Below are 12977 nucleotides of genomic sequence, written 5' to 3' on the forward strand. Positions count from 1 at the left end.
CTGAGTACTGAGAAGCTCTGAGCACCGGGGAACTCTGAGCACGGTCGGGCGTACCGTGAGGACGGTCGGCTGAGCACGGTCGAGGAGGAGCAGGGAGATGGCGTACTACCGGCAGCTGGGCAGCATCCCGCCCAAGCGGCACACCCAGCACCGCACACCCGAAGGCGGGCTGTACTACGAGGAGTTGATGGGCGAGGAGGGGTTCTCGTCGGACTCCTCGCTGCTCTACCACCGGGGCATCCCCTCGGCCGTGGTGAACGCGGTGCCGTGGGAGCTGCCGGACCAGTCCACGGTGCCCAACCACCCCCTGCTCCCCCGCCACCTCAAGCTGCACGAGCTGTTCGCGGACCAGGAATGGAAGTCCGCGGACGTCGTCGGCAGCCGCCGCCTGGTCCTCGGCAACGGCGACGTGCGGATCTCGTACGTCGCCGCCGGGGCCCCGAGCGAGCTGTACCGCAACGGGCTCGGTGACGAGTGCGTGTACGTGGAGTCCGGCTCCGGCACGGTCGAGACGGTCTTCGGCTCGATCGAGGTCGGCCAGGGCGACTACGTGATCATCCCGCGCGCCACCACCCACCGCTGGGTGCCGGCCGGGGACGAACCGCTGCGCGCGTACTGCATCGAGGCGAACAGCCACATCACCCCGGCCAAGCGCTACCTCTCCAAGTACGGGCAGCTGCTGGAGCACGCGCCGTACTGCGAGCGGGACTTCCGCGGCCCGGTCGGCCCGCTGGTCGTCGACGCCGACGGGGATGCCGCCGGGGACGCCTCCGGAGACGTCGACGTGCTGGTCAAGCACCGCGGCCCGAACGGTGTCTCGGGCACCCGCTACACCGTGCCGCACCACCCCTTCGACGTGGTCGGCTGGGACGGCTGCCTGTACCCGTACGCCTTCAACATCCGGGACTTCGAACCGATCACCGGCCGGGTCCACCAGCCGCCGCCGGCCCACCAGGTGTTCGAGGGCAACGGCTTCGTGATCTGCAACTTCGTTCCCCGCAAGGTGGATTACCACCCGCTGTCGATCCCGGTGCCGTACTACCACGCCAACGTGGACAGCGACGAGGTCATGTTCTACTGCGGCGGCAACTACGCGGCCCGCAAGGGCTCGGGCATCGGCCAGGGCTCGATCTCGCTGCACCCCGGCGGGCACACCCACGGGCCGCAGCCGGGCGCGTACGAGCGCAGCATCGGCGTGGAGTTCTTCGACGAACTCGCCGTCATGGTGGACACGTTCCGCCCGCTGGAGCTCGGCGAGGGCGGCCGGGCCGGCGAGGACGGCAACTACGCCTGGACCTGGGCCGGTCGGGGGCCCGGGCGATGAGCGCCGCCTCGTCCGCCGTGACCAACCGGACGGGCCCCGGGGCGATCCCCGAGCTGTTCCACGGGCTCTTCGACGACGCCGCGGTGTTCCCCCCGGGGAACCTGCCGGTCGCCGAGGCGGTGCCCGCGCACCGCGGGCACCGCGCGGCCTGGTACGCCGAGGCGGTCGGCCCGCTCCTGTGCGGGGCGGGCCGGCTGGGCGAGTTGGCCGCGGCGGCTTCGGGCGGCGCGCCGCTCAGGGTCGGGCTCGTACTGCCGGGGGGCAGTGCCGAGCTCGGCCCGGCGCTCGCCGCCGCCGCACCCTTCGAGGTGGCCGGCGTCGAACTCGCCGTCCGGGACGCCGCCGAGGCGGTCGCCGCCCTGGACCGGCTGCTGCCGCCGAACGTCCCGGCCGCCGTCGAGCTGCCGCGCGAACTCCTGCGCGGCGACGGCCTGGACGAGGTGCTGGACGTGCTCGTCGACAGCCCCTACCGGGCGAAGTTCCGCACCGGCGGGGTGGTGGCCGAGGCGTTCCCGGACGAGGAGGAGCTGGCCGCCTTCCTCACCGGCTGCGCGCTGCGCGGGCTGCCGTACAAGTGCACCGCCGGACTGCACAACGCCGTCCGGCACACCGACCCGGCCACCGGCTTCGAGCACCACGGTTTCCTCAACGTGCTGCTGGCCGCGCAGGAGACCGACCGGGCCGCAGCAGCGGCGGTGCTGGCGGAGCGCGACGGCGCGGTGCTGGCCAAGGCCGCCCATGTCCTGACTGATCGTCAGATCACGGTGATCCGGAACTCGTTCACCGCGTTCGGCACGTGCAGCATCGCCGAGCCCCTGGACGACCTGGCCGCGCTCGGCCTGCTGCCGTCCACGTCACAGCCACAGGAGGACCGTTGAGCACCACCCCCCGCAGCTGGCTCGCCAGCGCCCAGGACTCGCCGTTCGGCGTGCACAACCTGCCGTACGGCGTGTTCACCGCCGCCGACCAGCCCGGCCGGCGCCGGATCGGCGTGCGCGTCGGGGACTTCGTGCTGGACGCCGCGGCGGCCGCCCGGGCCGCCGGGGCGCCGTCCGCGCTGCTGGACGCGGACTCGCTCAACCCGCTGCTGGCGGCAGGGCGTTCGACCTGGACGCAGGTCCGGGCCGACCTCACCCGATGGCTGACGGACGAGTCCTGCCGCGAGGCGCTGTCGCCTGCGCTGCTGCCGGCGGGCGAGGTCCAGCTGCACCTGCCGTTCGAGGTCGCCGACTACGTCGACTTCTACGCCTCCGAGCACCACGCCACCAACCTGGGCCGGATCTTCCGCCCGGGCTCGGAGCCGCTCACCCCCAACTGGAAGCACCTGCCCATCGGTTACCACGGGCGGGCCGGCACGGTGGTCGTCTCCGGCACCCCGGTGGTGCGGCCCCACGGGCAGCGCAAGGCGCCCGCCGACCCGGCGCCGTCGTTCGGGCCGACCCGGCGGCTGGACATCGAGGCGGAGGTCGGCTTCGTCGTCGGCACCCCGTCCGAGCTGGGCCGACCGGTCGTCCTGGACGACTTCCGCGAGCACGTGTTCGGCGTCTGCCTGGTCAACGACTGGTCCGCGCGCGACATCCAGGCCTGGGAGTACGTGCCGCTCGGCCCGTTCCTCGGCAAGTCCTTCACCACCTCCGTCTCCCCGTGGATCGTCCCGCTGGACGCCCTGCAGCACGCCCGGGTCGCGCCGCCCGAGCGCGACGTCGAGCCGCTGGCCTACCTGGACGACCGCGACGGCGAGCCGTGGGGACTGGACCTGGCGCTGGAAGTCCGACTGAACGGGCACCTGGTGTCCCGGCCGCCGTTCGCCTCGATGTACTGGACGGCGCAGCAGCAGCTCACCCACATGACGGTCAACGGTGCCTCGCTGCGCACCGGCGACCTGTTCGCCTCGGGCACCGTCAGCGGGCCGGAGCCGGAAACCCGCGGCGCGCTGATCGAGCTGACGTGGAACGGCGAGGAGCCGCTGAAGCTCCCGGACGGCACCACCCGGACGTTCCTGGAGGACGGCGACGAGGTCACCATCACCGCCACCGCGCCGGGGCCGGAGGGCGCCGTCATCGGGTTCGGCGAGGTGACGGGGCGGGTCCGGCCGTAGCGGGCCCGCAGCCGCCGGCCGACAACTGACGGCGAACAGATAACAGACGACAGATAACAGCTGACAGATTTCATCATCTGTCAGCTGTTATCTGTTACCCCCGCCCCTCCACGGACTCCCCCCGCGCGCCGAACGCGCCGCGACTACAGGCCCGCCCCTCCGGTGGCGTCGATGACCCGGCCGGTGACCCAGCGGGCGTCGTCGGAGGCGAGGAAGGCGACGATGTCCGCGATGTCCTCCGGCTGCCCGACCCGGCCGAGGGCCGCGAGCGAGGCCGCATGGGCCTCCGCCTCCGCGTTGCCGCGCAGCCAGCCGGCGTTGACGTCGGTGTCGACGACACCCGGCGCGACCGAGTTGGCGGTGATCCCGCGCGGGCCGAGCTGCTTGGCGAGGTTGAGGGTGAAGGTGTCGAGCGCCCCCTTGGTCGCGCCGTAGGCGATGATCTCCGGCATGGCGAGGCGGGCCGCGCCACTGGAGACGTTGATGATCCGGCCGCCGTCGCGCAGCCGGTGCAGGCCGTGCTGGACGACGAAGAACGGCGCGCGGACGTTGACGGCGAAGACCTCGTCGAAGCCCTCCTCGGTGAGCGCGGCGAGGTCGGCACTGCGCCCGATCCCGGCGTTGTTCACGATGATGTCGACGCCGCCGTCGGACGCGTGCGCGCCGATCCCGGCATCGAACGCCTCCCACAGCGCGGCCGCATCCCCGTGCCGGCCGAGTTCGGCGTGCAGCGCGAAGGCCCGGCCGCCGTCGGCGCGGATGCCCGCGACGACCTCGCCCGCCGCCTCCTGATCGCGGGCGTAGCCGACGGCGACGGTGGCGCCGTCGCGGCCGAGCCTGCGGGCGATCGCCCGGCCGATCCCCCTGCTACCCCCGGTGACCAGCGCGGTCTTGCCCTTGAGTGCCTGCGTGCCCATGACTGAGCCCCTTCCTGCTTCGCCCACCACATTTGTTGAGTGCTCGCTCAAGAAAGAAGCTAACACACTTGTTGAGCGGGTGTTCTAAAATTCCGGCATGACCGAGAACCCGACGCGGCCCCGGCGCGGACGACCGCCGACCTTCGACCGGGACGAGGCGCTGACGGCGGCGACCCGGCTGTTCTGGGAGCGCGGCTACGAGGCCACCTCCGTCACCGACCTGACCACCGCCATGGGCATCCGGCCCGGCAGCCTCTACGCCGCGTTCGGCGACAAGCGCTCGCTCTTCGAGGAGGTCGTCCGCCACTACGGGCACTCCCCCGTCGGCGCGTTCGCGGGGGCCGCCCTGCGCGAGGAGACCAGCGCGTACGCGGCCTTCGCCCGGATCCTGCGGGAGGCGGCGGCCATCTACCCCGACCCCTCGCACCCGGCCGGCTGCCTGGTGATCAGCGCCGCCACCAACGTCTCCCCGCAGGACGCCGAGGTCCAGGCCCACCTGCGCGACCTGCGCAACCGCAACCTCCACGTCTTCGAGACCAGGCTGCGCACGGCTCAGGCGGACGGCGAACTCCCGCCCGACGCCGACCCGCACGCGCTGGCCGGCTACTTCGGCGCGGTCATCCAGGGCATGTCGCAGCAGGCCCGGGACGGCGCCACCGCCGCCGACCTGGCCCGGACCGCCGAACTCGCCCTGCGCGCCTGGCCGTAGGGACCCGAACCGGGCCCAGCCGGCCGGTCGGCCGTGAGGACGGTCCGCCGGTCCGCCGTGAGGACGGCCCGCCGCCCGGTCGGGTGATCACGGCTCCGCGCCGCCCCGGTACGGTGGACGGCAGGAGTCGTCAAGACCGAGGAACGACCGAACGACGGGAACGGACCCGATGAACGCAGAGGTGGCGGAGGTCCAGGTCTCCCTGGACGGCGGGGCCGGGCGGATCGTGCTGAACCGGCCGCGGGCGCTCAACTCGCTGACCCACGGCATGATCACCACCGTCCACACGACGCTGACCGAGTGGGCCACGGACGACCGGGTACGCACCGTCGTCCTGACCGGCGCCGGCGAGCGCGGCCTCTGCGCCGGGGCCGACCTCCGCGCACTGCACGACGACGCCAGGGCCGGCGGAGCCGGCACCCGGGCCTTCTTCCGCGACGAGTACCGGCTGAACGCGCTGATCGCCCACTACCCGAAGCCGTACGTCGCGGTGATGGACGGCATCACCATGGGCGGCGGCATCGGCCTGTCCGCCCACGGCGCGCTCCGGATCGTCACCGAACGTTCCACCGTCGCGATGCCCGAGACCCGGATCGGGCTGGTCCCGGACGTCGGCGGCAGTCGACTGCTCGCGCTCGCCCCGGGCGAGTTGGGCACCCACCTCGGACTCACCTCGGCCTCGATGGGCCCCGGTGACGCGCTGCTGTGCGGGTTCGCCGACCACTTCGTCCCCTCGACACGGATCTCGGCGCTGCTCGACGCCCTGGCCGAGAGCCCCGACCCCGCCGCCGCCGTCGCCTCGCACGCCGAGCCCGCGCCGGGGTCCGCGCTCGCGGAGCAGCGCGGCTGGATCGACGCCTGCTACGCGGCCGACACCGTCGAGGAGATCGTCGAACGACTGCTGAACTCCGGCGTGGCGGAGGCGAAGGAGGCCGCGGAGCTGGTCCTCGGCAACTCCCCCACGGCCGTCACGGTGACCCTCGCCGCACTGCGCCGGGCCCGCACGCTCCCCTCCCTGGAGGCCGTGCTCGACCAGGAGTACCGCGTCTCCTGCGCCGCGCTGAGCGGGCCTGACCTGGTCGAGGGCATCCGCGCCCAGGTGATCGACAAGGACCGCACCCCGCGCTGGTCCCCGGCCTCGCTCGCCGAGGTCGGGGAGGCGGACGTCGCCCGCTTCCTCGCCCCGCGCGTGGGCGACGAGTTGGGCCTGGCGTGACCGGGCTGCGCTGCGGCCCCGCATCACCACGCGCCATGAACCACGAGTGATGAACCACGCGTCATGAACCACGATCAAGGAGCCCGCATGACCCGCCCGATCCCGCTGCCGCCCGCCGGGGACGCCGACCCGCTGTCCCGGGTGCCGCTCGGCGAGCAGGTGCGCGGACTGCTGCTGGAGGGCCTGCTGAACGGGCGCTGGCAGCCCGGCGACCGGATCGTGGAACGGCGCCTGGCCGCCGAGTTGAACGTCAGCCAGGCGCCGGTGCGCGAGGCGCTGCGCTCACTGCAGTCGCTCGGGCTGCTCGACGCCGAGCCCAACCGGGGCGTGCGGGTGCGCGAGATCAGCCCGGCCGAACTGCGCGAGGTCTACCAGGTGCGGGCCGCCCTGGAGCGGCTGGCCGCCGAGGCGGCGGTCGTCCGCCTGGCCGGGGACACCGCTGCCCTGGAGCGGCACGCGGAACGGATGGCGGCGGCGGCCGGGGCGGGTGACGCGCTCGGGCAGGCCCGGCACGGCGTGGCCTTCCACCGCGAGATCGTGGCCGCCGCCGCCAACGGGGCACTGCTGCGAACCTGGGAGGGGCTGGGCGTGGAGGTGTGGACGGTGCTGTCGCTGCACCGGGTCCGCCCGGAGCTGCACGAGAACGCGGCCGACCACGCTCCGCTGATCGACGCCTTCCGGCGGCGGGATCCGGAGGTCGGGCGGCTGTTGGCGGAACACGTCCTGGAGTACGCCGACCGCTCCGCCTGAGCGGATCCGGGCGGGGTCCCGGTGCGGCATTATGGTTCGCGCAAAGATGATCGATCATCGCTCACATTACCCTCCAGTAGCGGTTGACGCGCCGCCGGACCACTCCCTACCGTCCATAGAGACCTTCCATGGAGAGAAATGCTATTCCGCATCCCGGAATCGGCACTCTGAAGCACCGGCAAAGGGGAACCATCCGTGTCCCAGCTCGACCAGCTTCCCGACCACGACCCCGAAGAGGTCGCGGAGTGGCGCGCCTCCCTGGACGCCGCCCGCGACTTCGGCGGAGCGCACCGCGCCGCCCACCTGCTGCGCCGCCTCGTCGAACACGCCGAACTGCGCCGGCTCGACGTCCCCCCGCTCCTGGACACCCCGTACGTCAACACCATCCCGACCGGCGCCGAGCCCGAGTTCCCCGGCGACGAGGCGATGGAGCGGCGGATCACCGCCTGGAACCGCTGGAACGCCGCCGCCATGGTGACCAGGGGCAACCACCGCGGCGGCCTCGGCGGGCACATGGCCACGTACGCGTCCGCCGCCTGGCTGTACGAGGTCGGCTTCCAGCACTTCTTCCGCGGCAAGGAGGCCGACGGCTCCGGCGACCAGCTGTACGTCCAGGGCCACGCCGCGCCCGGCGTCTACGCCCGCGCCTTCCTCGAAGGGCGCATCGGCGAGGCCCAGTTGGACCGCTTCCGGCAGGAGGCCGGCGGCGACGGCCTGCCCTCGTACCCGCACCCGCGCCGACTGCCGTGGTTCTGGGAGTTCCCGACCGTGTCCATGGGCCTCGGACCGCTGTCGGCCATCCACCAGGCCCGGTTCAACCGGTACTTGACCGCGCGCGGCATCAAGGACACCTCCGGCTCGCACGTCTGGGCGTTCCTCGGCGACGGGGAGATGGACGAGCCGGAGTCGACCGCCGCGCTCGCCCTCGCCGCCCGCGAGGGGCTGGACAACCTCACCTTCGTGGTCAACTGCAACCTCCAGCGCCTGGACGGACCGGTGCGCGGCAACGGCAAGATCGTCCAGGAGCTGGAGCGCCAGTTCCGCGCCGCCGGCTGGAACGTCGTCAAGTCGCTGTGGGGCGAAGCCTGGGACGACCTCCTGGCCCGCGACACCACGGGCGCGCTGGTGCGCCGGCTCGGCGCGGTGCCGGACGGACAGTTCCAGACCTACGCCGCCTCGGACGCCCGCTACGTCCGCGAGCACCTGTTCCAGGCCGCGCCCGAACTCCGGGCGATCGCCGAAACCGTGGACGACCAGCGACTGTTGGAGATCGTCGCGACCTCCCGGGCCGGACACGAACCGCGCAAGGTGTACGCCGCCTACCGGGCGGCGCTGGAGCACCGGGGCGCCCCCACGGTGGTACTGGTGCAGACGGTCAAGGGCTGGACGCTCGGCCCCGGCTTCGAGGCCCGCAACGCCAACCACCAGATGAAGAAGCTCTCCGGGGCGGAGTTCCGGGCGATGCGCGACCTGCTCGAACTCCCCATTCCCGACAGTGCCCTGACCGACGAGCTGGTCCCGTACGCGCACCCGGGCCCGGACTCCCCGGAGGCCCGCTACCTCCGGGAGCGGCGCGCCGCGCTGGGCGGCCCCGCGCCCGCCCGCCGGGTGCGCTTCACCCCGCTGCCCGAGCTGCCCGCGAAACCCTTCGAGACGCTGCTCAAGGGCTCCGGCACGCAGGAGATCGCGACCACCATGGCGTTCGTCCGGCTGGTCAAGGACCTGATGCGGGACAAGGCCACCGGCCACCGCTGGGTGCCGATCGTCCCGGACGAGGCGCGCACCTTCGGCATGGAGTCGCTCTTCCCGAGCGCCGGCATCTACTCGCCGCTGGGGCAGACCTACGACCCGGTCGACCGCGACCAGCTGCTCCACTACAAGGAGTCGGCGACCGGCCAGATCCTCAACGAGGGCATCACGGAGGCCGGTTCGATGGCCTCGCTGACCGCCGCCGCGACCGCGTACGCCACCCACGGCGAGCCGGTGATCCCGTTCTACATCTTCTACTCGATGTTCGGCTGGCAGCGCACCGCCGACCAGATGTGGGCCCTGGCCGACCAGTTGGGCCGAGGCTTCCTGATCGGCGCCACCGCCGGACGCACCACGATGACCGGCGAGGGCCTGCAACACGCCGACGGCCACTCGCAGTTGATCGCCTCCACCAACCCGGCGGCGCTGTCCTACGACCCCGCCTTCGGGTACGAGGTCGCGGTGATCGTCCGCGAGGGCCTGCGCCGGATGTACGGCAGCAGCCCCCAACACCCGCACGGCGAGGACGTGTTCTACTACCTGACCGTCTACAACGAGGCGCTGCCACAGCCGCCGCTGCCGACCGGCCCGGATGTCACCGACGTTACTGCCGTCGCTGACGTCGCTGACGTCACCGACGGCATCCTGCGCGGGCTGTACCGCTACCGCCAGGCGGAGCCCTCGCCGGGCGGCGACGCGCCGCGGCTCCAGCTGCTCGCCTCGGGCACCGCCGTGCGCTGGGCGCTCGCCGCCCAGCAACTGCTCGGCGAGGACTGGGGCGTGGCGGCGGACGTCTGGTCGGCACCCTCCTGGACGGAGCTGCGCCGGGAGGCGCTGGACTGCGACGCGGCCAACCTGGCGCAGGCGGCGGCCGGTACGGGCGCGGCGGCGCGCGTCCCCTACGTGACGCGGGCACTGGCAGGGGCGCCCGGGCCGGTGCTGGCGGTCAGCGACTGGATGCGCGCGGTACCGGACCAGATCCGCCCGTGGGTGGAGCAGGACTGGACGTCGCTGGGCACGGACGGCTTCGGCCTCTCCGACAGCCGGGACGCGGCGCGGCGGCACTTCGGCGTGGACGCCCAGTCGGTCGCGGTGGCGGCGCTGGCCGCGCTGGCGCGCCGGGGCGAGGTCAAGGCGGAGACCGTCCGGCAGGCGGCCGAGCGCTACGGGGTCCGCTTCTGACCCCTGACGCCCCGCGTCCGGAGCCCTGGGCCCCGGCTCCGCAGCGAAGGAGCCGGGCCCGTGACGACCGTCTCGCATACCAAGACTGGCGCGAGGCGGGGCGCGTCGTAGATCGTTGGATGGTCAGGGCGCGCCCGCGCGGCGCCGAGCAGCGGAATGGGAGTCAACGGCGATGACCGAGACCGAGACCTACGAGACGATCCTGGTCGAGCGCAAGGGCCGGGTGGGGCTGATCACGCTCAATCGGCCGAAGGCACTCAACGCGCTGAACACCCAGCTGATGAACGAGGTGGTCGCGGCCGCCACCGCCTTCGACCGTGACCCGGAGATCGGCTGTCTGGTGATCACCGGCTCGGAGAAGGCGTTCGCGGCCGGCGCCGACATCAAGGAGATGCAGGGCAACCGGTTCCCGGACGTCTACCTGGACGACTGGCTGGGCCCCTGGGACCGGCTCGGCGCGCTGCGCAAGCCGGTCGTGGCGGCGGTGGCCGGGTTCGCGCTGGGCGGCGGCTGCGAGCTGGCGATGCTGTGCGACATCCTGCTGGCGGCGGACACCGCGAAGTTCGGGCAGCCGGAGATCAAGCTCGGTGTCATCCCGGGCATCGGCGGTTCGCAGCGGCTGACCCGGGCGGTCGGCAAGGCGAAGGCGATGGAACTGTGCCTGACCGGCCGGATGATGGGCGCCGAGGAGGCCGAGCGGGCCGGCCTGGTCTCCCGGATCGTCCCGGCGGACCAGCTGCTGGCCGAGGCCCTGACGGTGGCCGAGACCGTCGCGGCGATGTCCACCCCGGCTGCGGTCATGCTCAAGGAGAGCGTCAACCGCGCCTTCGAGACGACCCTCGCCGAGGGCGTCCGCTTCGAGCGTCGGCTGTTCCACGCGGCGTTCGCCACGGCGGACCAGAAGGAGGGCATGGCGGCGTTCGCGGAGAAGCGCCCGCCGTCCTTCACCAACCGGTGACCTGGCCGCTTACGGCTTACGGCTGACGGCTGACAGGTAACAGCTGACAAGTAACAGATAACAGCTAACAGATTTCGTCATCTGAAATCTGTTAGCTGTTATCTGTCAGGTGTTATGCGTCAGCCGCCGTCACACCTCGTCCACCAGCGCCGTGTTGAGCCGGGCGAGCCCGCTACGGGTGGCGGCGACCACGATCTGGTCGCCCGGGGTGAGGCGCCGGGTGCGGTCGGGAAAGTTCCACTGCAACTGCGCACTGCGGGCGAACCGGACGGCGATCACCCGGACGCCGCCCGGGTCCTCCAGGTCGTGCCGGTTCATGCCGATCAGCCCGCTGCCGTCCTCGACCGTCAACTCGGCGATCAGCAGCACGTGCCGGAACACCGACAGCATCCCGCGCACCTCGCGCCCCATCAGGGCGGCGGCGAAGGCGGGTGCGGCCAGGTACGAGACCGAACGCGAGGCCGCGTTGTCCAGCGTCGCGTAGAAGTGCCCGGCGAAGTTGTCGTCGAACAGCCGCACCACCACACGGACTTCGGGATTCCCGTGGCGCGCCTCCAGGGCCGCCTCCAGGTTGGTGGCGTCGTCGCCGCTGACCGCGACCAGCGCCCGGCTGTGCTTCAACCGGGCGCGACGCAACTGCTCCTCGAACGGGCCGTCGCCCAGGACCACCGGGATGCCGAGCGCCCGGGCGGCGGCGATGCCCCGGGCCTGCGGGTCACGCTCCATGCAGACCACCGGCACGCCCAGTTCGTGCAGTTGGGCCGCGACCCGGGTGCCGACGTTGCCGAGGCCGACGACGATCACGTGGTCCCGGGTGCCGGCCCCGGGGTTGCGGGGCTGCCCGCGCCGCCCGGAGCCGAGCACCTCGACCGCGATGGCGGTGGCGACCGGGGCGAAGGTGATCCCGCAGATGGTGATCACCACCTGCGCCACCCGCTGCCACAGTCCGCCCGTCCCGGTCCCGGCGGCGATGTCGGCGAGTTGGTCGGGCTGGGCGGCGCCCGCGAGGTCGAGCAGCGAGATGTAGAGGGTCCAGCCGAAGTTCCGGTTCAGGTACCAGAGCACGCCGAAGGCCATCAGCACCGCGGCGAGGGCGGTGAGCAGCACCAGCCGCATCCGGGCGCTGGTGAAGAAGCGCATCATGTCGAGCAGCCGCCAACGCGCCCGCCGCGCCCAGCTGATCGGTTCCCTGGGTTCGATGCGCAGCGCTTGGAGGGCGGCCACGCCGTCCGGCTCCTCCTCGGGCGCCGGCTCCGGTTCCGCTTCGCGGCGGACGCCACCGGGGCGGACCGGCCCGTCGTCGCCGAACTCGCTGGCGAGCCGGACGAAGTCGGCCGAGTCGCCGCGCTGTTCGGGCAGCAGGCGGATCTTGCTGAGGTCCTGGCGGTCGATGTGGTCGGCGACCACGCAGATCCGGTCGGAGGTGATGGCCTCGTCGAAGGCGATGTGCAGGAAGCGTCCGCCGATCTCGACCGAGTTGGGCCGCCCGAGCGCCGCCGCGGCGAAGGCGGGTGCGGCGGTGGCGGAACCGGAGAGCGCGGCACCGTTCCTGAGCAGCCGTTCGATGTTCTCACCGAGGCGCTGGTTGAACATCCGGAGCACGATCCGGAGGTCCGGGTTGTGGCCTTGGGCGCTGAGCGCGGCGTGGATGTTGTCCTGGTCGCTGCCCTCGACGAGGGCGAGGCCGCGGGCGGTGTCGATCGACACCTCGCGCAGCGCCTCGTCGGTGATGCTGGCGTACTCGACGACGGCGGCGACGCCGGGGAGTTGCTCGATCTGCGGCGCGTGGTCGCGGGTGCGATCGGCGACCAGGACGACGACCGGGACCTCGTAGTGCTCGACGAGTTCCAGGACCAGCCGGTGGGCCAGTGCGTTGCCCCCGCAGACGATGTAGTGCTGACTGACCGGCTCTACCGAACGGGTCCCCCACCCTTCAGAAGTCATACCGCCGGATGATATCGACGGCAGGTGGCCGGACGGTGTCGTTCCGGCGACCGGAAGGCCACCGGAGCCACTCCATCGAACATTCGTCTCCTCCGCACGCCCTCTCCCATCCCCCTTCCGTCCCCCTCCG

The 12977-nt window shown here is 72.6% G+C and carries 10 protein-coding genes; 8 read left to right on the forward strand and 2 right to left on the reverse strand.

Annotation, left to right across the window (positions count from 1 at the left end; genetic code table 11):
- The first annotated feature begins 97 nt into the window (after nt 1-97).
- From ACFVX9_RS05730 to fahA, 3 genes are read left to right on the forward strand one after another with little or no spacing between them, the layout of a single operon-like run.
- Nucleotides 98-1324, forward strand: coding sequence for a homogentisate 1,2-dioxygenase (locus ACFVX9_RS05730; protein WP_387980553.1), 1227 nt, complete (start codon nt 98-100; stop codon nt 1322-1324).
- Nucleotides 1321-2202 carry a hypothetical protein gene (locus tag ACFVX9_RS05735; protein ID WP_387980555.1) on the forward strand — a complete coding sequence of 294 codons (882 nt, stop codon included), beginning with the start codon at nt 1321-1323 and terminating at the stop codon, nt 2200-2202. The genes ACFVX9_RS05730 and ACFVX9_RS05735 overlap by 4 nt, the downstream gene beginning before the upstream one ends.
- Nucleotides 2199-3422 carry a fumarylacetoacetase gene (gene fahA / locus ACFVX9_RS05740; RefSeq protein ID WP_387980557.1) on the forward strand — a complete coding sequence of 408 codons (1224 nt, stop codon included), beginning with the start codon at nt 2199-2201 and terminating at the stop codon, nt 3420-3422. The genes ACFVX9_RS05735 and fahA overlap by 4 nt, the downstream gene beginning before the upstream one ends.
- A 143-nt stretch (nt 3423-3565) precedes the next feature.
- Here fahA and ACFVX9_RS05745 read toward each other — a convergent pair whose 3' ends face one another.
- Nucleotides 3566-4339, reverse strand: a complete 774-nt coding sequence (locus ACFVX9_RS05745) for an SDR family oxidoreductase (protein ID WP_387980559.1) — start codon at nt 4337-4339, stop codon at nt 3566-3568.
- A gap of 97 nt (nt 4340-4436) precedes the next feature.
- On the opposite strand from ACFVX9_RS05745, the gene ACFVX9_RS05750 reads away from it, so the two are divergent.
- From ACFVX9_RS05750 to ACFVX9_RS05770, 5 genes are all read left to right on the forward strand, one after another.
- Nucleotides 4437-5048: a TetR/AcrR family transcriptional regulator gene (locus ACFVX9_RS05750; RefSeq protein WP_380478431.1), complete on the forward strand. Its 612-nt coding sequence runs from the start codon at nt 4437-4439 to the stop codon at nt 5046-5048.
- Between the two features lie 169 nt (nt 5049-5217).
- Nucleotides 5218-6264 (forward strand): enoyl-CoA hydratase/isomerase family protein, encoded by a 1047-nt coding sequence (locus tag ACFVX9_RS05755; protein ID WP_387980561.1) that lies wholly within the window; start codon nt 5218-5220, stop codon nt 6262-6264.
- Nucleotides 6265-6351: 87 nt separating this feature from the next.
- A complete protein-coding gene (locus ACFVX9_RS05760; RefSeq protein ID WP_380369053.1) occupies nt 6352-7014 on the forward strand; it encodes a GntR family transcriptional regulator in 663 nt (220 codons plus the stop codon).
- A gap of 195 nt (nt 7015-7209) precedes the next feature.
- Complete coding sequence (aceE, locus tag ACFVX9_RS05765) at nt 7210-9945, forward strand: pyruvate dehydrogenase (acetyl-transferring), homodimeric type (RefSeq protein WP_387980563.1); 2736 nt, start codon at nt 7210-7212, stop codon at nt 9943-9945.
- Between the two features lie 172 nt (nt 9946-10117).
- Complete coding sequence (locus ACFVX9_RS05770) at nt 10118-10903, forward strand: enoyl-CoA hydratase (protein ID WP_063349877.1); 786 nt, start codon at nt 10118-10120, stop codon at nt 10901-10903.
- Nucleotides 10904-11032: 129 nt separating this feature from the next.
- Here ACFVX9_RS05770 and ACFVX9_RS05775 read toward each other — a convergent pair whose 3' ends face one another.
- Nucleotides 11033-12847 carry an NAD-binding protein gene (locus tag ACFVX9_RS05775; protein WP_380369046.1) on the reverse strand — a complete coding sequence of 605 codons (1815 nt, stop codon included), beginning with the start codon at nt 12845-12847 and terminating at the stop codon, nt 11033-11035.
- Between the last annotated feature and the right edge of the window lie 130 nt (nt 12848-12977).

The sequence above is a fragment of the Kitasatospora sp. NPDC058243 genome, assembly GCF_042882025.1.
Taxonomy (GTDB): Bacteria; Actinomycetota; Actinomycetes; order Streptomycetales; family Streptomycetaceae; genus Kitasatospora.

Coding starts and splice junctions, on each gene's coding strand:
- ACFVX9_RS05730 (WP_387980553.1), top strand. CDS start 98: ATGGCGTACTACCGGCAGCTGGGCAGCATCCCGCCCAAGCGGCACACC.
- ACFVX9_RS05760 (WP_380369053.1), top strand. CDS start 6,352: ATGACCCGCCCGATCCCGCTGCCGCCCGCCGGGGACGCCGACCCGCTG.
- ACFVX9_RS05745 (WP_387980559.1), bottom strand. CDS start 4,339: ATGGGCACGCAGGCACTCAAGGGCAAGACCGCGCTGGTCACCGGGGGT.
- ACFVX9_RS05755 (WP_387980561.1), top strand. CDS start 5,218: ATGAACGCAGAGGTGGCGGAGGTCCAGGTCTCCCTGGACGGCGGGGCC.
- ACFVX9_RS05770 (WP_063349877.1), top strand. CDS start 10,118: ATGACCGAGACCGAGACCTACGAGACGATCCTGGTCGAGCGCAAGGGC.
- ACFVX9_RS05775 (WP_380369046.1), bottom strand. CDS start 12,847: ATGACTTCTGAAGGGTGGGGGACCCGTTCGGTAGAGCCGGTCAGTCAG.
- ACFVX9_RS05735 (WP_387980555.1), top strand. CDS start 1,321: ATGAGCGCCGCCTCGTCCGCCGTGACCAACCGGACGGGCCCCGGGGCG.
- ACFVX9_RS05750 (WP_380478431.1), top strand. CDS start 4,437: ATGACCGAGAACCCGACGCGGCCCCGGCGCGGACGACCGCCGACCTTC.